The organism is Mucilaginibacter sp. 22184 (genome assembly GCF_052045695.1).
In the GTDB taxonomy this organism is placed as follows: Bacteria; Bacteroidota; Bacteroidia; order Sphingobacteriales; family Sphingobacteriaceae; genus Mucilaginibacter.
This window is the reverse complement of the sequence record NZ_JBQEPI010000014.1, coordinates 21,453-46,468: the sequence shown is the minus strand read 5'-3', so window position 1 is coordinate 46,468 and position 25,016 is coordinate 21,453. Positions and strand designations below refer to the sequence as shown.

Below are 25,016 nucleotides of genomic sequence, written 5' to 3'. Positions count from 1 at the left end.
AAGGTCATGCTATGAAAACATTTAAAATTACATCTATCATTTTACTATTCGTTGTTGGCAATTCGCTCATTAGTGTTGCACAAAATAAACACCCGCGTTTCCGGGCTATTGCCATTGCCGAAGTTGGCGGCGGACATGCCCTGTTTGATGCAGCCGCCAAAATATGGTTGGATAAGCTGGCTATCGACAGTAATTTCACCATTGATTATATTACCGATACCAAGCCCATAACCAAAGATTTTTTAAAGCAATATCAATTGTTTATCCAGCTAGATTACCCGCCTTACCCCTGGGGACCGGAAGCCCAGGCAGCTTTTACCGAGTACCTGGAACAGGGTAAAGGCGGCTGGATGGGTTTTCATCACCCCACACTGCTGGGTGTGTTTGATGGTTACCCTATGTGGCAATGGTATTGCCAGTTTATGGGTGGCATTGAATTTAAAGACACCATACACGGCGGCACCACCGCGCTGCTTACTGTTGAGGACAAAAACCACCCTATTATGGCTGGCCTACCGGCATCGTTCACTACCAAAGATGAATGGTATACGTACAATAAAAGTCCGCGTCCCAATGTGCATGTACTGGCCAGCATTGACGAAAAAACCTATGTGCCCGACAAGCCCATCAAAATGGGCGATCACCCGGTGATTTGGACCAACGAGCACATCAAAGCCAAAAACATATACATAGCCATGGGGCACTTCCCCGAGCTTTTTCAGGACAGCACCTTTACTACCCTCGTGAGAAACACGATATTCTGGGCAGCGAAGAGTCATTAGTGAATTATTGATTCCGGAGCTGTTCTGCTGACGGGAAAAGAAGAGAGGACCTTATACAACTATTTTTGTCATCCTAAACAGAGCGAAGGATCTATTCTTCAACAAGTATGGCGTATACCCGCTCTTGGCCGCGGGAGGGCCAGTTACGTTTTTCGTTGTGGTTTGTTTTTTTTGGTACTCAAGAAGGCTTCGCCGTATGTCGCCACAAAAGTAACCAAAAAGGCTTCAGCAGAAATGCTTCTTTGCGCTCGTGGCCTTTGCCCCGCAAATCAGACAGAACCAGGGCTGCAATTATTTTGCCCCACTTCGTTCCCTCATCTCCCTGGCTTCAGCAAAAACTTGCTAAGCCCCACAGCCGCACAAGCCACCATTGTTCTGCCCGCTTTCGCCCGAAGCTTATCTGATGATGGGGGAAGAAAAATCACTAATTCACTAAATCAACAATTCACTAATTACTCTTCGCTGCCCACAAAATCGCATCCCTCACTAATACCCCATAATTTGGATCTTGCAGCAATACCGGTGAATGCCCTATGCCTATGTATACCACCCGCCGAAAATGCTCGTTTGTCCAGATGATGGGATGGTCGCCCATCGGTTTCACTTGTTTGTAGGAAGATTCATCGGCAGTAGCCAGCACATGCACCTCGCCGCGTGGGCTTCTATTGTACTCGTACCATTCGTCCTCAATTTCCATTTTGGCAGGCAGATTCCTGGTAACCGGATGCCTGAGATCTTCGATAATTACTGTCCCTTTCTGAAAGGCCGGGTGTGGTGAATAAACCACATTACCCATCATGCTCTCAAACCATTGCCAATAGCGGGTATTAGGCGCCAGGAAATCTTTCCCGGTTAAACCGGCAGCATGAATACCAACCCAGCCTTTACCTTGTTCTACAAAGCGCTGCAGGGCGTCCTGCTGTTGGTACGACATATCAAAAGGAGCCAATTGTACCATGACGAACACGGCATAGTTTTTCAGATTTGCATCATTGATCTTACTGGTATCATCGGTAATATTTATAGTGAAGTGGCTTTCCTTCGCCAGTTTTTCCAGGAAAGGTTTAGCGGCCATCATCATTTTTTCATGATCATCCGAACGCGACAATACCGCCAGCGCCCGAAATTTTGTGGTTTGGGCGTAAGCTCCGGTAAAGGCAAAAAACAGGTAAATGATAATGCCGGTAATGAGCTGCTTGAGTAATTGAAAATACATGATCTGTAATTTTATAGAATGTGAAAAATGTTTTGAGCGCTTTCAAATGTCAGCACAAGTGTCTGTAATACCAATGCCCATCGCATCTACATTAACACTACAAAAGCCTTCAAACAACTTCAATACTGTTGAAAATCGATCTATAGCTCCACTACAAGCAAAACTTTTATGCTTTATATTTAAATGTTTTTTAAATTACCTTTTTTAATCCAGTTACCGTGCCCGCCTGATACCGCCGGTTTTATAAAACATTTTAAAATACCCCCAGGGGAAAGCTTTGTTGATGAAGAAAATCATTCTATTGATTGTTATTTGCCGCGTTTTGGTTTCTACGGCCGGAGCACAAACCACCATTGGTGTGCCTGCTATCAAAAATTATACGCATACCGATTATAATGCCAGTACCGAAGTCTGGGATGTAAAACAGGACCGCAATGGCATACTGTATTTTGCCAATAACGACGGACTTTTAACTTTTGATGGCAGTTACTGGAAAATATATCCCCTACCCAATAAGGGCACTATCAAAGCCCTGGCTATTGACCCGGATGGAAAGATATTTGTAGGCGGACAGGACGAAATAGGTTATTTTTTCCCAGATGCTAACGGGATCTTAAAATACCATTCCATTAAACACCTGATGCCGCAAAAGGCCAGGCAATTTGCCGATATATGGAGCATTGTACTCTTCAAAAATGAAGTTTTCTTTCGTACCATTGAGTGTGTTTTTGAATACAATAATAACGAGATCAAAACATTCGACGCGCCGGGTGGCTGGCGGTTACTGGCAAAAGCCGGTTCGCAATTATTTGCCGAGGATAAGGACGAAGGACTTGTATTCTTTAAAGATCATCAATGGCAACTCTGTCATACCCCATTGCCAACTGCCAGTTTGCATATTACCGGGGTGATGGATTACAACCGTGATACGGTGCTGCTCACCACCTTAAAACAAGGTCTGTTTTTATTCACAGGATCGACATTGATTAAAAAACCTACCGCCATTGACCCCATTTTACAGAACGACCTGGTGAACTGCGCCAAAAAAATAGGCGACGATCGTTATGCCATCGGCACCAAAGCCCGCGGCCTGATCATTATTGACGGCAAGGGCAACGTGGTAGAACGGTTCTCCAACAACGAAGGGCTGCAAAATAATAACGTGCTTGGCCTCTTGCTCGACCGCGACAAGAACCTCTGGCTCGGTCTGGAAAGCGGCATTGATTTTATCAATTATAACACCTCGGTTAAGCGTATTTATGCCAATAAGGATAACCAGTTAAAAAGCAATGCGGTAAGCGTGTTTAATCAAAAACTGTTCATCGGCACTTCAAACGGATTATACAATGTTCCGCTTGATGCACGGCAAAAAGATATAAGCAACAATAAAGGCACATTTACCGAAGTAGAAAACACCAAGGGCCAGGTTTGGAGCCTGCGTGAAATAAACCACAACCTGCTGGTTGGGCATGAGGATGGCGCCCTGGTGGTTGATAACAACCGTGTAAAACAGATCACCAACCGGGAAGGTGCCTGGCGCTTTGTACCTATCCCCTCTTCGCCTGATATTATTGCAGGTACTTATACCGGTTTACAACTGATCAAAAATAATGGGAATGATTTTAAGGCCGATGTTAAAATGGATGCCCTGTATGAATCGTTACCCACCCTGGCAAAAGACAATGACGATCATGTAATTTGGGCATCGCACGCTTACCGTGGGGTTTATAAGATCCAGTTATCTGCCGATAGAAGAAAGATCATCCGCTACACACAATACACCGATCGTAACGGACTGCCATCGGTATTAAACAACCATGTTTATTTTATCAGGGGTAAAATACTGGTAGCCACTGAAAAAGGCGTTTATGAATATAATGTCAGTCAAAACAGATTTGAGCCATCGGCATTTTACAAACCTATTTTTGACAATAGCTATATAGAACATTTGACCGCTGATTCTACAGGTAATGTCTGGTTTATCAGCGATCAGCGGGTTGGTGTGGTAGATTTTAGCAAGCCATCGGCTGGTAAACCTTATACGGTGATCTATTTCCCGGAGCTTGCCGGCCAAACCGTGAAAGGGGCCGGATATATTTATCCATACAATAAGGAAAACATCTTCGTGGGCTCCAACAACGGCGTGTTTCATTTAAATTACCGGCAATACGTACAATCGGAAACAAAGTTGAATGTGTTGCTGACCACGGTAAAGGCCATTGCCGAAAAGGACAGCCTGATATTTGGCGGTTACTTTATGAAAGATAACGATGTGGCGACCGTTCAGGGCAAAAAGCAGATCGTTACCTTATCCAACCATTGGAACTCTTTTCATTTTGAATACTCTTCAACCTTATTTGCTCAAAAGAGCAACGAAGAGTTTTCCTATAAGCTGGAAGGCTTTGATAATGAATGGTCAAAATGGTCGGTAAAAACCGAGAAGGATTATACCAATTTACCTTACGGCCAGTACACTTTTTCGGTAAGGGTACGCAATAACCTGGGGAATGCCTCGGCGCCGGTGAGTTATACCTTTGTGGTAGATCCTGCCTGGTATCAAACTATCTGGGCCTATCTTTTTTATCTTTTACTGGTAATTTTCGCCATCTACCTTACTATTAAAGAGCAACGGAAACGCTTCGACCTGCACCGGCAGAAACACGAAGAAGAACAACGCCGCCTCAGCTATCTGCACAGCCTGGAGCTCGACAGGAATGAGAAAGAGATCATCGCCCTGAAAAACAACAACCTGGAATCGGAACTAAATTATAAGAATAAGGAACTGGCCACCATTACCATGCACCTGGTGGAGCGCGGCCGTATCCTGCTCAACATTCGGGAAGAACTGGTAGCTGCCATCAAAAAAGTGAACATGCCCGATTTGACCCACGAATTCCGGAATGTTTTTAAACTGGTAAGCGATACCGAAAAAAAGGACGACGACTGGAACCACTTTGCCATTTATTTTGATCAGGTACACAACAATTTCCTTTCCATTATGAAAACCCGTTTCCCGGGGCTTAGTCCAACCGATCTGAAACTGTGCGCCTATCTGCGGCTTAACCTTACCTCTAAGGAAATTGCCCAATTGATGAATATCTCGCTCAAAGGTGTCGAGATCAGCCGTTATCGCGTACGCAAAAAGCTGGGTTTAGCAACGGAAGTTAATTTGTATGACTTTTTGATTGATATAACGAAGTAGATTCTGATCAACAGTATAGTCACGGCGTCATTGCGAGGAGGAACGACGTGGCAATCCCCGATGTGCAGAGCCGCTCTGTATTTTAAGGATTGCCACGCTGTCGCTCGCAATGACGCGTGCTTTTTAAAAGCCTTCCCCTTTGGGGAGGGTTGGGTGGGGTGCTACTTATATATCCTCCCCATCGTTTGGTCATCCCAGATGATCTTTTTGAGCTCCTCGGGATTGATGATACCTTGCTTGCCGTAAACTACCTTGCCATCCGGGTCAACCAGCATGGTGTATGGCAAGGCGCCATCCCATTTAGGATCAACAGCCTCTATCATCTTGTATTTATCATCGCCGGTATAAATATAGTTGGGGCCGGATGCCTGTTTGCCTTTCAAAAAGCTCAAGGCCTTATCCTTGCGCGATGGATCATCGGCACTGATGGTAACAAATTCCAGTCCACGATCACGGTAGAGATGCATGATGGTCACCAGCTCCGGAAATTCGGCCACACAGGGGCCGCACCAGGTAGCCCACAAGTTGATCAATCTTAATTTATCGCTTTTATTTTTCACCAAATTGGCTATACCCGCGGCATCAATCGTGTCCAGTTTTACGGGCTCATTGGCCCAGGTTACGGCCGCCTTCTGGATCCAGTCCTGCTTTTCGGCCCATTTGATTGAGCAGCCAAAGGTTTTGGTTACCGGAACCGCTACTTCCTTACCCTCCAGTACGGCATCGATAGCGTTGCGGGCATCCAGTGATCGTGGCGTTTTGGCCGGATTCTCCATATCGTCAATACGGCCATTATAACGGAGTTTACGATCCTTATCAAAAATAAAGATATGCGGCGTAGCTACCGGACCATATTTATTACTGGCGACCTCTGTTTCGCCGTCATATAAATAAGGAAAGTTAAAATGACGGTCTTTAGCGCGTACTTTCATGTCCTCAAACGAATCGCCAAGGTCGCTGTAACCCAATTCGTCCAAACGCAGCGAGGCCGGGTTGTTGGGATTGATAGCCACCACTTTTACACCTTTTGAGGCATAGTCGCTGGTGAGTTTCACCAATCTATCCTCATAGGCTTGCGATGTTGGGCAGTGGTTACAGATAAACACCACAGCCAACACTTTGGCATCTTTGAATGATTGTAACGTATACGTTTTCCCATCAATACCAGGCAGACTAAAATCCGGAGCAGATGCACCCGTAGCTAAAGTGGTATGCGTTACCTGTGCAAAGCTAAACCGTGACAGGGTCAGTAAAGCAATAATGGTTATCAAACAAAACTTTTTCATATTCTTCTTAGCTAATTATTCGTGTACGGCCACAGCCAACAAGTACCAGGCGGTGTGCGGCAACCATTGTTCGGCCCAGCGCCAGTCGTAATCCTTATGGATCTGGGCATAGGATAAATTAAAATCGATATCATTTTCATCAGTCAATCCGCCGGTTACGCCATTTACAATACCGCCGGGCGCATTGGTATACTCAAACGTACCAAAGAAACCATAGGCCGGGTTATTATGCCCTGTGCCCTGCAGCATACTGGCATCAAAGGGATTCAAACCCAGTATCCAATTCAACTGATCAACAGCGAAAGTTTCCAGCTGATCATGGTAAGCCTTATCATCAGCAAACAAACCGGCAGCCAGGCGCGCGGCGGTGGCCATAGAAGATAAGCGCGCATTTTCACCCTGCCACCATGGAGAAGCATCGCTACCCTGCGGAAAGAAGAACGAGGTGCGCCTATTACCCAGGGTATCCTGCACCAATTGGCGGCTATAGCCAAACGGGTTATTCACCTCATGGGTAAGCTTCAGCTCAAAATCAAATGATGCTTTGACGGCTTTTTTGATGGATGCCTGCATAGCCTGATCAGCATATGGATAATAATAGATCAAGCTGGTAACCGGTAAGCCCGCATCTGAAGGATGGAAGAATGGCCTGTCAGTACTATCGGCCTTCCAGTAATTTTGATAGTTTTTCCAGGCAGATAACCGGTTGATGAGGTTGTTTGCCCTTTTGGTTGCAACCGTTAAATATTCCGGCTTTTTGGTGGCCTTATACAATTCAATGGCAGCGCTTAAGGCGCAATAATCATCGAGGATATTCTCGCGGCCGTCAAAAGTCATGAGTTTGTTATTGGTTTCCAGGAATTGGAAGGCGTTTTCAGCAGCCTGTAAGTATTGTTCGCTGGTAAAATCGCCGTTTACTTTGATGGTTGATGCCATGGCCAAAGCGGCAATGGCCATACCCCCACCCGATCGGTAGCTGGTTTGGTATCGGTGCCAGTCCTTATTTTCGGCACTGTTACTAAATGGCTGATCTTTGGTTTGTTTGATGCGATAAGAAGCATCTTCGGCCCGGATCACCCTGTCCTTGGCCAGCTTACCCGGACCGGGAGCCGATACCGACCGATAAAAAGAACCGTTTTTGACTTGCATCCGTACCAGGTAATCGGCGCCATAAGTCGCTTCATCCAAAATACGGCGGTTGATCTGCCTGAAATCAGTCGTTGTTTTTTTATCGAGGATCTCTTTGGTTTTCAGCAGACTCCATACCACCAATGGTATCTGTTGCGGATTGAAATAATTGGAGAATGACAGATGCGAAAAATGTTTGCCGTAATCGCCCGTGGCATCATACCAGCCACCATGGGCATCAATGGTATCCTTAGTTCTGCCAGCCAGCAGCAAATGATGATCGGCCTTATCTATTTCGCCAGCAGCACGCTGTCCTTTAAAGTAATATACTACATCAGATAGTGTAGCCTGCTCCAACACGTTCTTCCCAATTTTAAACGGGTAGGAACTTATCTTTTTACCTGATAAACTGATCTGCACCTGATAGGTGCCCGCAGTAGCAAAACCACTAAAATCAAGCGTGTAGAACTCCCTGTTTTTCCATCCCTTTACGTTACCGTTGTATACTGGCTTGCCAGAAAATACAACTTTGCCGTCCGCGTCCACCAATTGAAATGTGGTGATGGCATAGGCTTTGTCTGTCACCACAACAGCCTTTTTAGCTTTGGTATCTTCATAACCTACCTGGTTGGTTACCACTTTAACTCGCTGCGCAAAGGTTATGGTTGGGAACAGAACCAGTAGAGAGATCAGGAAACGGTATGTTGTTTTATTCATAGATTGGGGTATTAGGGTTATATAAATTTATCAATTTATGGCAATGGAATACAGCGCATTATGCCCGGTAACGTACAAAGTTTTTCCATTCTTAGTAAAAACAAGCGATGTAGGGCGTTCAGGCACTTTGATCACACCTATCTGTTTGCAGGTGCTGTCATAAATATACACCTGTCCATCGGCAATATATACATGCCCCTTTGCGTCAACTGCCGAATCAAATTCACCCCGTTCGGCAAAATATTTCAGTTCGCTCAGGTAGCCTTCATTACTTACATTGAGCTGTACTGTACGTTTATCATATTCATCCGTAGTATAAACCGGTTTACCGGGATAGGCGGCAACCAGGGCACTGGAGCGGGCCAAATCATATACCACAGGGATAATGGTAACTCCATCCGGCGCTACCCAGCATTCGGCTGCTTTATTAACAGATACCGTATTAAAATCATGATAATCACGCCAGCGATGCGCCGGGTAAAGCGCCTGGTATATAATTTTGCCGGTTGGCATGGCCTCTTTCTGCAACAATTGAATACTCTCATCCGGATTACCTGTATTTACTGAATAAACCAAACTGCCAAAGCCTGAGTTACCCCAGCCGCTAAAAGATGTACCTGATGCATCAGCCGGATTTTTAAATTCTTCGGGCTTGCCATCAATCAGGTAACCGGGCTTAGGGGTATACTTAAATACCACCAGCAGGTTATCATTTTTATCGCAGGCCAGCGAAAGTGGTTCCCAGGGATAATCGGCAAGTAAACTGATAGTTTTGGTATTCGCATCCCATTTATAAATACGCCTCATCCTGGCTTCACTAAAGTAAACGTTGCCCTTGCTGTCGGCACAAAGACTATTGGCAAACTCAAAACCCGACGCCAGTTTTTGCACATTGCCCTGAACGGGTTGTTCGCTGGTTGTTGTGGTACTATTGATGACCAGGCGTGTAAATTCCCATGGACGCACCGTAGTATTGGTACCGACATCATACAGCGGATCGGTAGTGGTGTATTTGATCTGGCTGTAGTTATGCACATTCAACAATTCCACATTTTTATTATTCCAGCTGCGGATAGAATATGGATAAGGTTTGATCACCCGGATAACCCGGAACATATACAAATTCGCGAAGGTTATGTCGGTACAATTTTCCAGTTCCAACGGCTGGCATTCGGTGCTTTCGCGGCTTTCTTCTTCCAGCTGCAGGGCGTATACCTTCCAGTTGCTTACTTTGTTAAAACGGACTTCGTTGCGTACATGGTGCTCTACCGATAGCGCATAAATACGTCCTGGTGTGCTGGTATTGGAAACATAAGCCCCGGCCGTAGCGTAGGTATTGGCACTCCAGATATTTTTAAATGTGCCGCCGCCCCCGTCGGTTATCCAAAGGCTCCAGTATTGGCTGTCCCACATATCGCTGTCGTTACCGCGATATAAACCAGGGCCAGCCTGTTCACCAGGTTTATTCATCCCCCCATGACCTCCTAAAAATTTCACGTCGTTCAGGTAGGAGTTTTCGCCGGCCATCCATTTACAGGCCACTGTCCGCGGATTGATTCGCCCCGATGATAAACCGATCCCGGTGAGAATATTGTTGCTGCCTTTACCGGTTTCGATCATCGGCACAGGTCCGCCGAAACCGCCGAAAGCTTGTGTATTATCTTTCAATATAATCTGTGTAGCAATTGGATTCAAACCGATCAGCACCGTATTCGGTTTGAGTTTTAAAGTTTCGGTGATCCGGTATCTTCCTGATGGTATATAAATAGCAGGATATTTGTCAATGGCATCCTGCATCGCTTTGGTATCATCCGTTTCGCCATCGCCTTTGGCACCTAATGTTTGCAGATTGGCCCATGTACCTATCGCCGGGAAATCCGGAATATCCTTTTTTACCGGCGGCGGGAAAGATGACAGTGGTTGTATCTCTTTTATGGTTTTATGCACCGGGTCGGCGGTCAGGTTATCCATCTGCAAACCGTATATAAAGTTTTTTACTTTGTAGGTAGCGCCCTGGCCAGCGGTTATTGTTTTGCTGCGTCGATAACTGGCCAATGTTTTCACATCGCGGCAATCCACATTACGCAGGCTGATCTGGTTAAAGGCATTATCCTCATTACTGATCACCACAGCCGGACCGCTCACATGATCAAACCGGCTATCTTCCACAAACAACTTTTCATGATAATTAGGATGGATCTCGATCACCGTAGGCACATTCTTTACCTGCATGCGCACAATGGTTAGTCCGGCTTCCTGTGTACTGATGGCAGCCTTACGCTGCCCTTCAAAATAGGTATCCACCATCATAAACTGCCACCCTGGAGATGGTTTGGTGGTCAGGATACCGTAATCACCGTTAAAAAAGCGTACATCTTCCATTTCATTGCCTACATCAAACATCCCAGCCTTACCTTTACCTGCGTCAATATCAGCATGGGCAATAAAACTATGCTGGGCATAATGCGTGCGCAAAGCCACGGCTGCCGGATTGCCATCTTCAATTTTAAGGTTGATGTTGGAAAGCGCGCTATAAAAGGTAGAAGCCCCTGCGTCGGATATCTCTTCACCGGGTTTGGATATATTATTTACAAACCAGAACATGTATTTGGCCTTGCCTTTATCCGTAGTATCTGCCACCTGAAATCCCGGTGAGTTTTTGGCCAGGATAATTACCGGGCGGGTTTTGCCATAGCCTATCAATCGCACCGCCCGGGGTACAAATATGGTTTTACTGATGAGGTATTTCCCTTCGGGGATAAACAGCACGCCGAAATTATTTTTATCCTTCAGGTCTTTAATGGCCTGCTGCAGCGCATCGGAGACATCAGTTTTACCATCGGCCTTAACCGGGTATTTATCAGGCGTAAAATAAACAGCTTCTTTATCATCCAAACGTTGCTGATAAAATGACCTGGCAGCCCCAAACGGAGCATCCGGGGCCTGGGCAAAGCCGCAATGATAAATTAATGGTATAAAAAGCGTCAATAAAAAGAACTTCTTCACGGTTGGTGTTAATTTTAGATAAGGTATCACAATTGGTAATTGAATGTAACAGGGTATAAAGCAGCATTGATCAGCCTGAACAAAGCTCGATATTAGTTTCCCCAACTGCTATTTTACCAACACTACATCACCACTACCACTATTGCCAACAAGATATTATATCAAATTAGTTACAAAAGATCGGAAGACGAATCTGGCTCACTCTCTGTCTCTGTTGCTCTGCATTTTTTCTGTAGTACCGGCACTATGCGTTTTTCTTCCTTTAAACCCTGTTAATATCATCATTTTCAGATCGCAGTAGTGGTAATGTAGTGCACCAAAACTATAAAATCGTTTAACTTTATAGCATACTTGCAAAGTGTTATAACCTGGATAAGCATACTGTCGCATGGCTTATTTCTTTTAAAATTTTTGATTTACTGGCCCTACAAATCGCAAAAGATCAATGAGATTTGAATATAGATACAAATGAGAAAATTCTTAATTGCTACGCACGGGGCTTTTGCCAAAGGAATAAAATCGTCATTGGATATGATCATTGGCGAAACCGATAACATATTCCTGATTCAGGCCTACCTAGATGATCATATCAGCGTAGAAGACGAACTGGCTGCCGTTTTAACTCATATTACTGCCGGAGATGAGCTGGTGATATTTACCGACCTGCTGGGCGGCAGTGTAAATAACATCATGATACGCGAAGCATTGAAAGACAATGTACATATCGTATCGGGCTTTAACCTGCCTTTATTAATTGAGATTATTATGGGCGATGCCGGCACCCCGGTTACCGAGATAATAGAAACAGCCATTATCGATGGTAAAGAGCAAATGGTATATGTAAACAAACTGATAACACAACAAAATGATTAAGCTAACCCGCATAGACGACAGATTGGTACACGGACAGGTGGCCATGACCTGGACACCCGCGTTGGGCGCTGATTGCCTGCTGGTAGCCAACGATAAGGCCGCCACCGACGAATTTTTAAAAATGACCCTGGGCCTGGCCAAACCGGCTTCGGCCAAATTACTGATCAAAACCCTGACCGACGCTATTACATTTTTGAATGATCCGCGCGGGCAGAACATGAAAATATTGGTACTGGTCAATTCCGTAAAAGATGCGGCTACATTGGTCGCCGGTGTAAGTGAGATCAGGAGCATCAACTTTGGCGGCATCCGCACCAAAGAAGGCGCGCGTTCCATAGCCAAGGCATTGGCGGTTACTGATGATGATGTAGCCATTATCCGCGATCTTTTAGCCGAAGGCATTGAACTGGAAGTAAGACAAGTACCGACTGATAACAAAACCCCGATAGAAACCCTGATTTAAGATGCTGGCCACCTATCTGCTACTCACACTTATAGCCGTTTTTGGACATTTTGAGGATTTCCTGGGCACTACGCTGTTAAGTCGCCCGCTGATCCTGGGGCCATTGGTGGGATTAGTGCTGGGCGATGTTACCCAGGGTGTGATGATAGGTGCTACGCTGGAGTTGATCTTTATGGGGAATATTAAAGTTGGCGCGGCCATTCCACCGGATATTATTACCGGAGGGGTGTTGGGGACCGCGTTCGCCATCATGTCGCACAAAGGGCCTGCTATCGCATTGGCTTTGGCCGTACCCATTTCTATTCTCTCCGAAATGGTGATCAGCGGCTTGTTCGTTTTCAGGGCGGTGTTCAATAAAAAATTCAATCAATATGCCGAGGCTGGCGATTATAAAGGCGTCCAGCGATTACATATCCTGTCGGGCCTGTTAAAACCGGCACTCATGGGTATCATCATTTTTGTGGCTTTGGAATTAGGTTCAACGGCTATCAAATCCTTCCTTGATCTGATCCCTGTCTGGGTACAATCGGGCTTGCAGGTGGCCGGAAACATGCTGCCAGCGCTGGGTTTTGCCCTGCTCATGAACCTGATGTTTAACAAACGAGTAGCACCTTATTTTTTCCTCGGCTTTATGCTGGCGGCCTATTTAAAGCTTCCCATTATTGCCATTGGCGGCTTAGGGGTGATCATCGCGCTTATCGTAACACAGGATGCGCCCAAACCAACCGCATCTTCCGCCCCCGATGATGATTTTGATTTTGATGATACACCTGTCGAAACAACACCCGCTGAACCTCAACATCAACTAAGCAAGGGCACTTTAAGAAAACTATTTTTAAGATCGCTTGCCCTGGAGGCCAACTTCAACTTCGAAACCTGGCAAAATACCGGCTTTGCCTTTGCTATTATCCCGGTGCTCAAAAAATTGTATCACACCAAAGAGGCTATGACCGCAGCGCTTAAAAGGCATTTGCAGTTGTTCAATACCAGTCCTTATGGCTCTACGCTCATCATCGGCATTACCGCCGCCATGGAAGAGCAAAACGCACTAGATAAAGATTTTGATGAAGAATCTATCAGCTCAGTAAAATTGGGACTCATGGGACCACTGGCCGGTGTGTTCGACTCCTTATTTTGGGGAACTTTTAAGGTGATCGCCGCGGGCGTGGGTACCTCGTTGGCTATCAAGGGGAATATATTAGGCCCTCTGCTTTTCTTGATCATATTCAATGTACCACATCTGCTGCTGCGCTATAACCTCACTTTTATAGGCTACAATGCAGGCACCAAATTTTTGCAGAACCTGAGCAAAGGTAACGTAATGGATAAGCTTACCTCCGGCGCAGCTATACTGGGCCTCATGGTAGTAGGCGCTATGCCTGCCACACTCATGAATATCAAAACACCGCTGAATATTGGTTCGTCATCATCGGCCGTTGGCGTACAGGGCATCCTGGATCAAATAGTACCAGCTATGATACCGTTAGGGCTTACCTTCCTGGTATATTATTTTGTAAAAAAACAAGTTAAAACCACCTGGCTGCTACTGGGCCTACTGGTATTAGGTTTTGCAGGCAGTATAATCCATTTGTTTGTATGACGATCAATGGCATAGGCGTATCTCCCGGAATTACCATTGGCAAAGCCAGCTTACTAAAAAAGCAGGAAGCGGCCTTGTCGGGTGTTGTATTAGCGAATGATGCTGATATTACTATCGAGATAGAAAAGTTCAACAATGCTGTAGCTCTTTCAGTTCAAGACGTTGAAACTATGATCAACAGTTACGATCAATCTCAGGGAAAAGAAGGCCTGGAAATTCTGGAAACGCATATTGAGCTTTTAACAGATCCACAGATCAGCGAGGACGTAACCGAAAAAATATCCAAAGAAAAGAAGAATGCCAATGACGCGGTGATCGAGGTGATCGCAGACGCGGTTCAACTTTTCACAAATATGGAGGATGAATACCTGAGCGCGCGTGCTGCCGATGTTCAGGATATTGGTGATCGCCTGCTCAGAAACTTAAACTCATCAATTCCAGACACTACTACAACCTACGAAGCGGATACCATCATTATTGCCGAAGACCTTACGCCTTCGGATACCATCAGCATGGATACTACGCATGTTGCCGGCTTTGCCACACAAGTAGGTGGTCGTACATCACATGCAGCTATTATTGCCACATCGCGCGGCATCCCGGCCATTGTGGGATGCGGTATAACCTTAACGGAGATCAAAGATGGAGATCTTTTAATCCTCGACGGACAAAGCGGGGCTATTATCATCAATCCTGATCAGAATACAATTGACCAATACCGCATAAAACAAGACAACTTGCAGGCACAGAACAATTTACTCCGGTCGTTAAAAGATACACCTGCGACAACTACCGATGGTATCAATATTAAACTATTTGCCAATATAGGCGATGCAAATGATATGGAACAGGCTATCGGTTTTGGCGCTGAAGGCTCCGGATTATTGCGTACCGAACTGCTTTTTATGGGTCGAGATGCTTTACCCGACGAAGAAGAGCAATTTGAATTTTATAAAGCCGTTGCCCTAAAAGCCAAAGGCAAACCTGTTATTGTACGCACGTTGGATATTGGCGGCGACAAACAACTCCCCTATTTTAATTTCCCGGCAGAACAAAACCCTTTCTTGGGTTACAGGGCCATTCGCATCTGTCTGGACCGTCCGGATATTTTTATCGTGCAGTTAAAAGCCATATTACGGGCCAGCACGTTTGGCCGGTTAAAGATCATGTTTCCGATGATCTCCAATATACAGGAAGTAAGGGCTGCCAAAGTCATATTGCAACAAGCCAAAGATGAGTTATCTAAAGCGGGTATCACCTTCGATAAAAATATCCCCGTAGGTATTATGATCGAAATACCATCAGCTGCAATCACTGCCGATCTGCTCGCTAAAGAGGTGGACTTTTTTAGCATCGGCACCAATGACCTTTGTCAGTACACGCTGGCCGTCGACCGCATGAACGAGCAGATCAAAGAGCTGTATGATCCCTACAATCCCGGGGTGCTTCGGCTTATTGCTTATGTGATCGATCAGGGTCATAAAAATAATGTGGAAGTAGGTATGTGCGGCGAGCTGGCATCAGATCCTAAAGCAACCCTTTTATTATTGGGCATGGGACTTACCGAATTTTCCATGAGTGCGGCAGCTATTCCCGAAATCAAGAACATCATTATCCACAGTGATCTGACAAAAGCCAAACAGATACATAGCCATATAATGGAGATGGATAGTTCAACAGCCATCACAGCTTATTTACAGGAGATAACTCTATGATAACAAAAGACTATATCATTACCGCAGCCGAAGGCATACATGCCCGGCCAGCAACCAACCTGGTAAAACTAACTAAAAACTACAGCTCACTCATCAGCATAAAAAAGGGTGATCGTACGGTAAAATTAAGCAGCCTCATGAACATCCTTTCCCTGGGCATCAAAGGCGGCGAAACCATCTCCATTATTATTGACGGGGAGGATGAAACGAGCGCTATTATAGCTATTGACGCGTTTTTTGAGGAAGAATTAAAACACCTGTAAAGGCAAAATAATAAGATGAAAATCACAATAACCAAAAACGAAAAAGAATTTAACGAAACCGCGGCCTGGCGCATTATTGGTCAAATGCTGGAGAAACCCACGGCTGTAATAGGTCTTTCAACCGGGCAAACCACTATCGACATGCACCGCATAGTGTCTGATATCTATACGCAATATCCCTTTGATGTATCTCGCATTACGCTTTTTAATGTGGATGAGCTCACCAACCTGCCAAGGGAATACTCGGGCAGCTGCTATACCATGATATTGAACCAAATAGCAGGTCCCTTGGGTATACCCGACGAGAATTTCATTATGCCTCCTACACTGAGCGATGATTTTGAGGCCGAAAGCCTGCTTTTTGAAAAACGCCTGGCCGAACGCGGTGGCGCCGATCTGCAAATGCTGGGTATTGGTAGTAACGGCCACATCGGCATTAACCAGCCCGGTACGCCTTTTGAAAGCGAGACATGGGTATCGCCTATGGATCCTGACTTTGAAGCCCGTGTACGCCGCGAGACACAAGTACCAGAACATATTGTATTGGGCGGCCTAACCCGTGGTGTGAAAAACATTATGCATACCCGCAAACTGATATTGATAGCCAAAGGCGCTCATAAAGCCGAAATCATTGAACAGGCAATTTTAGGTCCGGTAACTACCGATATACCTGCCTCGGTGGTACAACTGCACCCCAACTGCGAAATCTTACTCGATGCCGATGCCGGCGCGCTGATTCATGAACGTGTAAAACAACGGGGTTATAATTTTTAAAGATTTTCCCACCTTAAACCTTTATCATAAGTCTTATAACAATTGTTGTAAGACTTTTTTGTTCCCGGAAAAACCGGTACATCACGCCTAAACTACCTGTCCTGTTTATCTATGAATCGAAATACAGTAGCCGTAAAAGCGGCATTCTTTTCATAATAAAGCATATGTGATCCATCCAGCTTCACTACGTGCTGATTGGGGAACCTGAAAGTTTTATAATGTGCGGTTCCGATGGCGTAATCGCGTGTGCCGGTAATAACCAGTACAGGTACATGGATCTGACTGCTGATAGGAGCATAATCTTTCCAGTACTCCGGATAGCGGTTTTGTTTGGTCGTATCTATCAGATGGGCGATAACGGCATAACCAAAATCAGAAGTACGTTTATAGTTCGATTCTATGCTATCCATTTTTTCGATAGTATTTATGCTATCTGCCAATAACTTATACCCGAGGTGTACTTTGTTTAACTTTTTTCTTACAAGAGAATTTTGCTGCAACAGTTCCTGTGTATTATCATTGGTAATTGTCGTATCCTTATGCAGCAGGCGATAAGAATACATGATCTGTTCTCTTAATGAGCTGTTATTAAAAAAGTGGAGTGTAGAATTAGCTAATATTAATCCGGATACATGCCCCTGATATTTTTGAGCATAGTTAACGGCCAACACCCCACCAAATGAATGGCTTAGCAGGTAAATTTTATCGGCTCCCAATTGTTTCCTGGTTTCTTCAATATCATCAACCAAGCGGCTCAAACTATAATCTTTCGCATTTTGAGAATGGCCTGAGCCCCGCTGGTCGAGGTAAACCATGGTGAGCCTTTTTTCAAGATTGGAGCCTCCCATTTCTTCGAACGACAAATAATCCTGCCCTGGACCGCCATGGATGTATATACATACCGGCCCTTTGCCCGCTACCTTGACCGCCAGTTTAATACCATCGGAGGTAACAATATTCTGCTCTCCCGCTTTAAGCCTTATCTGTTGCGCACTGGTCGAATAACCAAAAGCTATTAAGGCTACAAATAAAATGACGCCATAAAAGATGTTATATTTCATTGATTAACTTGTATGATGTTTTAGATTTAACGATACAGCCATTGTTACACATTATACCGGCCTCACTTATTCCGGCGCTAACCCAAATAAACATCCATTGTAAATCAAACCATTTTCTTACAAGGTAATAGTTAACAATTACTTTAAACTTAGCAATCTTGTTTTTATTCATTTTTTTGTTGCGCTGAACAGATATTTTCTTTATTTTTCAATACCTCAAACCTGCATATCATGATCAATGAATACTACATTTTAAGAGACAACGAAAAACACGGCCCCTACAGCCATACCGAATTAATGGATATGCAAGTGAGTGCCACCGAACTGGTGCTATCACCTTTGGCTACCGATTGGCAGGAAGCTGCCGAGCTCCCGGAGTTTGATGAATATTTTAAATCAATTGGCGTGCATGTACCTACGGTAAACAATGTGGCTAATTTTGGCTGGAGGTTGCTGGCTTATATAATTGATAATGTAATGGTAGTAGTAGCCGCTGCGATAGTCGGTGGTATGTTTGGCCTGATAAAACTTGTCTGGGGAGGAGGTGTAAATGCAATTAATATGAACACAGAAGAAACATCCTCCACCAAATTATTAACCAATCTATTATTCGCCGCTATTTTTATGGTTTACCATTCAATTTTTGAATCCACGAAACTACAGGGCAGCATAGGTAAAGTAATTTGCAAAATGGCGGTTGTTGATATTAACGGGCAGCGCTTAACTTTTAGCCAGGCACTGCAACGTAATCTAAGTAAATTAATATCAAGCTTGCTATGTGGTATTGGCTTTTTAGCTTGTATATGGAGCCCCATGCAGCAATGCTGGCATGACCAGATAGCCAAAACATTTGTTGTTCGTAAACCCAATTAATAGTTTAATTTTTATCCTCCCGGAACTCATCAGTAAAGTGCTCCCTATGTTTCTCTTTAGCAAATTTATCAGCGTTGTAGGCGTCAGATTTTCCTTTAGGGATAGACAATGAACTCCATTTTTCATCACAAAGCATCTTACCAATAAAAACAATTTGCCCCACATGGTACGGATAATGTGCGAGTTGCCGGTTAATGGCCTCGGCAACCGTATGCCCCATATTGCGAATGTAAATGATCCTTTCCAGATCATCGGCAGTTAATTGTTCAAGGGTGCTCAAAAGGCATTCCCAGCCCCTGTTCCACCGTTCTAAAAGTTCATCACGCCCCGGATTTGTAGTGACAAATTCAGCCTCCCGGTTACGCCATTCCTTTTCGCCGTCTGTATTAAAAATATCCGTCCACCTGGAAAGCATGTTTCCCGACAAATGATTAACAATCATGGCAATGCTGTTTGATTCCGCATTATATTGCCAGTTCAACTGTTCATCAGTTAATTGCGCGAATGTTTTTTCGCCCAGTATTTTATAATAGGCAAACTGTTTTTTAACGCTTTCCAGGTAATCATATATCATAATTAAAGTTAAGGATTTTGAACCTACAGATCAATTTTTTGTTCCCCGATTGTAAACCTGGATATGCTACTTAATACAGATGTAGCATTTAAATTTATTTTGCATCAAAACATTTTCTTATAAGATAATATTTTAATAATTACCTTAGGTTTAGTAATCTTGCTTTTGTTCACTTTGTATTACCCATGCCCATTAAACACAGTTCCGCCTTGCCACCAGAAATGTTAAGGGTTTTTGAGACCTTACCTCACCCTTATCTTATTCTTTCAAAGGAACTGTACATACTTACTGCCAGCAACGCTTATTTGCAATTAACAGGTAAAATGAGAGCCGAGCTCCTCGAAAAACACCTGTATGATGTTTTCCCCAAAAAACCAGATTGGGCAACAGACGAGGGAGGTATAGTTTTTTCATTGGAGCAGGTATTGGAAACCAATAAACCCCATCAGTTGCCCATAACACGTTTTGATACACCTGATCATGAAGGTAAATTACAGGAGCGTTATTGGGATACCGCGCACACCCCTGTACTTGACCCTGATGGCGATATCTGCTACATTATACACCATACCCAGGATGTTACCGAGAAAGTTATCGCCGAACGGAATCTGATTGCCAGCGTGAAAAAAGAGAAGGAGGCAGCAGCCAAGGCGGGTCAGTTAAGCAAACAAATGGAGAATCTATTTGACGAGATCCCCGCCCAAATTGCCATTTTTACGGGGCCCGATCTTGTATATGAATTTATAAATCCACTATACGAAAAAGAATTTTTCCCGGGACGTAAAATATTGGGCAGGCCCTTGCTTATGGCTATGCCTGAGATAGCTGCCCTCCCTGTTTGGGATGCACTTCAACAAGTATATAAAACGGGTGAAACCTATATCGGTAACGAGATCTGTGTACCACTGGTTAGCGAAATTGGCGGGCCACCAGAGGATCATTATTTTAATTTTATTTACCAGGCTATCCGCGATGAAAAGGATAACATAACCGGCGTTTTAAGTTTCAAATATGATATAACCGAATTGGTTATGGCCAGAAAACGTCTGGAGCAAACCAGTAATGAACTATTAGCCCTTAATGAGGGGCTGGCCCACGCTAACGAAGAAATACAGGTTACCAGCGAAGAGATACAATCGGCCAATGAAGAGTTGAGCACCACAAACGAAGAACTGTTTCAGACTCAGCAAAACCTGCTTAAATTAAATAACGAATTAGAAAGCAGGGTTGAGTTACGCACTCTTGAGTTGCTAACCGCGCAATCAGAAGCTTCTGGTCAAACCGAACGCCTGAAAAGATTCTTTATGCAGGCCCCTGCCGGCATTTGCATACTCGACGGCCCCAATTTTGTATTTGAATTGGTTAACCCTCCTTATCAAAAGCTCTTTCCGGGACGTCAACTTACCGGGAAACCGCTATTTGAAGCATTACCAGAACTTAAAGATCACCTTATATACGATATTTTAAAAAATGTATATAAAACCGGTAACACCTTTGAGGGCAAGGAACTTCTGGTTCCTATGGCACGTGAGGTCAACGGTCCGGTGGAAGATCGTTATTTTACATTTATTTATCAGGCCAGGTATGATGCTGCCGATAAAGTAGACGGTATTATGGTTTTCGCCTTTGAAGTTACCGAAGCCGTGCTGGTGAGGCAAAAGGAAAAGGAAAATGAAGAACGTTTCCGCTTTTTATTAAATGCCATACCACAACAAGTATGGACAGCCCGCCCCAATGGCAAACTTGATTATGTAAATGAGGTGATCTGTGATGATTTTGGGCGAAATGCTGAAGATATCATTAGCCAGGGCTGGCAAACTTTTATACACCCGGATGATCAGCAAACGTGTTTAAAGAAATGGCTTACGGCCCTTAGAACGGGGCATGAGTACCTGGTGGAGTTTCGTTTAAAATTTCAGGATGGGCAATACCGCTGGCACTTGGCCAGGGCAGTACCCCTTATTGAAAATGGAGAGATCAAATTATGGCTGGGTACCAATACCAACATTGATATCCAAAAAACCAATGAGCAAAAAAAGGATGAGTTTTTATCTATTGCCAGTCATGAACTAAAAACACCACTTACCAGCATCAAAGCCTTTAATCAGCTCATGATGCGTATCAATGATCCCCAAAAGCTTAATGATCTTATCCAAAAATCGGCCGCGCATGTACTGCGCCTCGAAAAACTGATCAGCGATCTGCTGGATGTGTCACGCATCAACGCCGGAAAGATGGATTACAATATGGAAAGCTTCAATTTCCATGAAATGCTCAAAGACACCATTGATAGCGTTCAGCATACCACCTCATCTCATCAGATAATGCTGAAAAGCACGGAAAATATAATCTATACCGGCGACCGTTTTAGACTGGAACAAGTGGTAAATAACCTGCTGACCAATGCCATCAAATATTCCCCTGAAGCAAATAAGGTAATCGTTAGCTGCGTACTACATGATGATAACAGCCTGATCGTATCCGTTCAGGATTTTGGTATTGGTATTGAAGAAAAAAACCTGAGCCGGCTGTTTGAACGGTATTACCGTGTAGATAATACCGCGATGCGTTTTGAAGGCCTGGGCCTGGGGCTATTTATTTCAGCCGAAATCTTGAAAAGGCACAATGGCAGTTTTTGGATTGAAAGCATACCTGGTGAGGGTTCTACCTTTTTTTTCAGACTGCTAACGCATCAGATTCCTAAACAGGCCCCTATTATACAGGGAGATCTGTACTATCATGACAGCGCCATTACGCTTAGCTACAATAGCGTTCACTCCCGTATTGATGCCGACTGGACCGGTTTTCAAAACCCGGAGTCGGTACACCGCAGCTGTCAACGTATGTTAACCATGATGGCAAAAAACAATGTTTACAAAATACTTAATAATAATATTCATGTGCTGGGCAATTGGTCTGAAGCTATTGACTGGGTTGCCCAGGAATGGTTCCCGGCTATGCAGAAAGCCGGTTTAAGATATTTTGCATGGGTTAATTCGCCCAGTATATTCAGTCAATTATCGGCTCGCAAAAGTGTGAATACCCTTCCAGATAAGATAACTATTAAGTTTTTTGCCGATGTAATAACAGCCGAAGCCTGGATAAATGAGCAGTAGCTTTTTCTCCCCCTACAAAGACTATTATCCAATTAAACCTTATCCAGATAATTCTTTAACAATTGATTAAACTGTTCAGGCTGCTCCATATTGGGTATATGGCCTGCATCTTTTATAACCGCAAGTTCGGCTCCTTTCATGCGGGTTTGCATATGCTCGGCAGTGGTTACAGGCGTAAATACATCTTGATCGCCAACAATGATCAATGTTGGGAAGTCGATATTTAAAAGAATCTCCGTATGATCCCTTCTTTCGGCACGGCCAAATTGAACAGCTGCAGCACCGGCAGCATCCGTAGTGATCATCATATGGCGAAGATGATCTAACACTTCTCGTTTAATATTAAAAGTATTTTGGCAAAGATAATGCCCTATGTTTTCGGCGGTATACTTTTCCATACCATAATTTAGCAGGCTTTTTGCAAGTTGCTTCCGGCTTAAATAACTGGAGGCATTTTCGGCTCTTGCATCAGTATCCGCCAGTACCAACCCCTTCATTAAATGCGGGGCAAGCCTGTATATCTCCAAAGCCACCTGCCCGCCCATTGATAACCCCACAAATACAGCTTTTTGGACAGCCAGTTCATCCAGCAGATAAATAATATCGAGAGCAAGCTCATCTAAAAGCACTATCGGTTCTGTGGTAACGCTTTCGCCATACCCCCTCAGATCAGGAATAATGAGCCGGTTTAATTTACTAAATACCTGCGATTGATAATTCCACATGCTCCGGTTAAAAGGCTGCCCATGTATAAATACAATAACATCACCGGTACCCAGATCTTCATAAGTCAAATCAATACCCCTGATTTTCAATTTATTTGCCATACTACACTATTTTATGACACCAATGTCTCACAAAAGTATTAATTTTAATTTGAATAAGAAATTTTATGAGAAAAAAGTATCATAATGAGCAAACTATCATTAGACAAAGGGCGAGTTAGTCAGAAAATGAAAACCCGCGAGGTTCTTCTTTCAAAAGCAAATGAACTATTAAAGCAACGTATCGAGATAAGTGTTGATATGGTGGCCCGCGAAGCCGGAATTTCAAAAGCCACGGCCTACAGATACTTTTCAAGTTCGGAGGCTTTAAAGCGTGAAGCATCTTTGCAGCTTAAGGCAAAAACAAATGATGATCTCTTTGCAGATTTAAGTAATTCCGATCTGAACGGAAGATTAGACCGGTTGATTGACTACCACTTTAATTTATTCACTAATAATGAAATCGAATTTCGCCTTTTTTTAAGCTCCATCATTGGCGAATCAGTTATCCGAAAGGAAACCCCATCCAGAGCCGGGCGGAGGATCATCCTGATCAGGGAAGCACTTAAACCTTTACAATCAACATTAACTCCAGATGCGTTTGATCATATGGTTAATTCATTGAGCGTATTTTTTGGTATTGAATCCATAACTGTTTTAAAGGACGTATGCCACTTAACTAATGCTGAAATATTACAAACCTGGAAATGGTCGGTAAACCGTATTGTGTTTTTTAAAGATTAAACACTCTTTATGAAAACTGCATATAACTTTTTAATTCGTCCTGCAGGCGGTTTGCGGTTTCAATAAGCCCTCTATCAGTAATGTGCATATCAATGTTAATATCCTCACCTATCTGATTTTCTTTAAATACATCTTTAAACCTGAAATATTTTAATGAAAAGTTCCAGTTATTCTCAAGAAATGAAAAAAGCCTGGTATCCTCTTTATTTAACATGGAATAGTTAACCACCACGAAAGAATCGTTGTTTAATTTTTTGATACAATTTAAAATATCCTGGTTATAGGCTATCCATACTTTTAAAAACTTTGAAGTATACTCGTTATAGAATTTTAATAGTCTGCGCTGTCTCCTGATCTTTTCCCAAACCAATCTGGATAAATATTTACGACTCATGTATTTTTTATCCAAAGACTTAAATTCCCGGCGCAATAATGAGCTCACCACTGATTGATAATCGCGCAGGATGATCAGATAGCAGGCATCGGGCAACAGCTCCTGGTAAACATCCAGAAACAAACATGTGCGTGGGTCTTTCCACCCCCACTGATCATACAATTGCTGTTTAATTTTAATAATACTTTTCAGTTTCTCTTTTTCATATATAGAGAAACCATCAATTTGTAAGTCGGTTAAACCAGAAGGAGGCAGATTGTTGCTGCTCAGAACTTCTTCATGCATTTTTAAAAATTCCACATCTTCAAAATGGCCATCTTCGTTTCCCCAGCCGGGGCCAAGTAGTTTTTCACCAAGTTGCAAACCACATTTGGTAAGCCAGTTTGAGATGAGCGAGGTACCGGAACGGTGCATTCCGGCGATGATAAGAGTTCGTTTTTGCATAATTTATAAAAGGACGATCGT

At 43.8% G+C, this 25,016-nt stretch carries 19 protein-coding genes; 11 read left to right on the top strand and 8 right to left on the bottom strand.

Annotated features, from left to right (window positions below):
- Positions 1 to 11: 11 nt before the first annotated feature.
- On the top strand, positions 12 to 782 hold the full coding sequence (locus ACTJKG_RS25505) for a ThuA domain-containing protein (protein ID WP_440740759.1): 771 nt from the start codon (positions 12 to 14) through the stop codon (positions 780 to 782).
- A 448-nt stretch (positions 783 to 1,230) separates the two neighbouring features.
- On the opposite strand, the gene ACTJKG_RS25500 is transcribed toward ACTJKG_RS25505, so the two are convergent.
- Positions 1,231 to 1,998: a ThuA domain-containing protein gene (locus tag ACTJKG_RS25500; protein WP_440740758.1), complete on the bottom strand. Its 768-nt coding sequence runs from the start codon at positions 1,996 to 1,998 to the stop codon at positions 1,231 to 1,233.
- A gap of 283 nt (positions 1,999 to 2,281) precedes the next feature.
- Between ACTJKG_RS25500 and ACTJKG_RS25495 the strand changes: the two genes are divergently transcribed.
- Positions 2,282 to 5,200 (top strand): triple tyrosine motif-containing protein, encoded by a 2,919-nt coding sequence (locus ACTJKG_RS25495; protein ID WP_172336253.1) that lies wholly within the window; start codon positions 2,282 to 2,284, stop codon positions 5,198 to 5,200.
- A 161-nt stretch (positions 5,201 to 5,361) separates the two neighbouring features.
- On the opposite strand, the gene ACTJKG_RS25490 is transcribed toward ACTJKG_RS25495, so the two are convergent.
- From ACTJKG_RS25490 to ACTJKG_RS25480, 3 genes are read right to left on the bottom strand one after another with little or no spacing between them, the layout of a single operon-like run.
- Positions 5,362 to 6,486 (bottom strand): redoxin family protein, encoded by a 1,125-nt coding sequence (locus ACTJKG_RS25490; RefSeq protein ID WP_172336254.1) that lies wholly within the window; start codon positions 6,484 to 6,486, stop codon positions 5,362 to 5,364.
- Between the two features lie 15 nt (positions 6,487 to 6,501).
- Positions 6,502 to 8,331, bottom strand: coding sequence for a glycoside hydrolase family 9 protein (locus ACTJKG_RS25485; RefSeq protein ID WP_440740757.1), 1,830 nt, complete (start codon positions 8,329 to 8,331; stop codon positions 6,502 to 6,504).
- A 30-nt stretch (positions 8,332 to 8,361) separates the two neighbouring features.
- Positions 8,362 to 11,337 carry a glycosyl hydrolase family 28-related protein gene (locus ACTJKG_RS25480; RefSeq protein ID WP_440740756.1) on the bottom strand — a complete coding sequence of 992 codons (2,976 nt, stop codon included), beginning with the start codon at positions 11,335 to 11,337 and terminating at the stop codon, positions 8,362 to 8,364.
- A gap of 468 nt (positions 11,338 to 11,805) precedes the next feature.
- On the opposite strand from ACTJKG_RS25480, the gene ACTJKG_RS25475 reads away from it, so the two are divergent.
- From ACTJKG_RS25475 to ACTJKG_RS25450, 6 genes are read left to right on the top strand one after another with little or no spacing between them, the layout of a single operon-like run.
- On the top strand, positions 11,806 to 12,210 hold the full coding sequence (locus tag ACTJKG_RS25475; RefSeq protein ID WP_440740755.1) for a PTS sugar transporter subunit IIA: 405 nt from the start codon (positions 11,806 to 11,808) through the stop codon (positions 12,208 to 12,210).
- Positions 12,203 to 12,673: a PTS system mannose/fructose/N-acetylgalactosamine-transporter subunit IIB gene (locus ACTJKG_RS25470; protein WP_440740754.1), complete on the top strand. Its 471-nt coding sequence runs from the start codon at positions 12,203 to 12,205 to the stop codon at positions 12,671 to 12,673. Before ACTJKG_RS25475 ends, ACTJKG_RS25470 begins: the two co-directional genes overlap by 8 nt.
- Position 12,674: 1 nt before the next feature.
- Positions 12,675 to 14,273 carry a PTS system mannose/fructose/sorbose family transporter subunit IID gene (locus ACTJKG_RS25465; protein WP_440740753.1) on the top strand — a complete coding sequence of 533 codons (1,599 nt, stop codon included), beginning with the start codon at positions 12,675 to 12,677 and terminating at the stop codon, positions 14,271 to 14,273.
- The gene (gene ptsP / locus ACTJKG_RS25460; protein WP_440740752.1) at positions 14,270 to 15,988 is read left to right on the top strand and encodes a phosphoenolpyruvate--protein phosphotransferase; all 1,719 of its coding nucleotides are present in this window, start codon (positions 14,270 to 14,272) and stop codon (positions 15,986 to 15,988) included. The genes ACTJKG_RS25465 and ptsP overlap by 4 nt, the downstream gene beginning before the upstream one ends.
- Entirely contained in the window at positions 15,985 to 16,251 is a 267-nt protein-coding gene (locus ACTJKG_RS25455) for an HPr family phosphocarrier protein (RefSeq protein ID WP_172336259.1), read from the top strand. Before ptsP ends, ACTJKG_RS25455 begins: the two co-directional genes overlap by 4 nt.
- Before the next feature lie 15 nt (positions 16,252 to 16,266).
- Positions 16,267 to 17,025: a 6-phosphogluconolactonase gene (locus tag ACTJKG_RS25450; RefSeq protein ID WP_172336260.1), complete on the top strand. Its 759-nt coding sequence runs from the start codon at positions 16,267 to 16,269 to the stop codon at positions 17,023 to 17,025.
- Between the two features lie 92 nt (positions 17,026 to 17,117).
- Here ACTJKG_RS25450 and ACTJKG_RS25445 read toward each other — a convergent pair whose 3' ends face one another.
- Complete coding sequence (locus tag ACTJKG_RS25445; protein WP_172336261.1) at positions 17,118 to 18,086, bottom strand: alpha/beta fold hydrolase; 969 nt, start codon at positions 18,084 to 18,086, stop codon at positions 17,118 to 17,120.
- 231 nt (positions 18,087 to 18,317) lie between these two features.
- On the opposite strand from ACTJKG_RS25445, the gene ACTJKG_RS25440 reads away from it, so the two are divergent.
- The gene (locus ACTJKG_RS25440) at positions 18,318 to 18,959 is read left to right on the top strand and encodes an RDD family protein (protein WP_172336262.1); all 642 of its coding nucleotides are present in this window, start codon (positions 18,318 to 18,320) and stop codon (positions 18,957 to 18,959) included.
- 4 nt (positions 18,960 to 18,963) lie between these two features.
- Here the strand turns inward: ACTJKG_RS25440 and ACTJKG_RS25435 are convergent, their stop codons facing one another.
- A complete protein-coding gene (locus ACTJKG_RS25435) occupies positions 18,964 to 19,533 on the bottom strand; it encodes a DinB family protein (protein WP_172336263.1) in 570 nt (189 codons plus the stop codon).
- A gap of 185 nt (positions 19,534 to 19,718) precedes the next feature.
- Between ACTJKG_RS25435 and ACTJKG_RS25430 the strand changes: the two genes are divergently transcribed.
- Positions 19,719 to 22,649, top strand: coding sequence for a PAS domain-containing protein (locus ACTJKG_RS25430; RefSeq protein WP_172336264.1), 2,931 nt, complete (start codon positions 19,719 to 19,721; stop codon positions 22,647 to 22,649).
- A gap of 32 nt (positions 22,650 to 22,681) precedes the next feature.
- Here the strand turns inward: ACTJKG_RS25430 and ACTJKG_RS25425 are convergent, their stop codons facing one another.
- Positions 22,682 to 23,476, bottom strand: coding sequence for an alpha/beta fold hydrolase (locus ACTJKG_RS25425; RefSeq protein WP_440740751.1), 795 nt, complete (start codon positions 23,474 to 23,476; stop codon positions 22,682 to 22,684).
- Between the two features lie 84 nt (positions 23,477 to 23,560).
- Here ACTJKG_RS25425 and ACTJKG_RS25420 point away from each other — a divergent pair, with 84 nt between their 5' ends.
- Positions 23,561 to 24,157 (top strand): TetR/AcrR family transcriptional regulator, encoded by a 597-nt coding sequence (locus ACTJKG_RS25420; RefSeq protein WP_172336266.1) that lies wholly within the window; start codon positions 23,561 to 23,563, stop codon positions 24,155 to 24,157.
- Positions 24,158 to 24,164: 7 nt separating this feature from the next.
- On the opposite strand, the gene ACTJKG_RS25415 is transcribed toward ACTJKG_RS25420, so the two are convergent.
- Positions 24,165 to 24,995: a sulfotransferase gene (locus tag ACTJKG_RS25415; protein WP_172336267.1), complete on the bottom strand. Its 831-nt coding sequence runs from the start codon at positions 24,993 to 24,995 to the stop codon at positions 24,165 to 24,167.
- Positions 24,996 to 25,016: the final 21 nt, after the last annotated feature.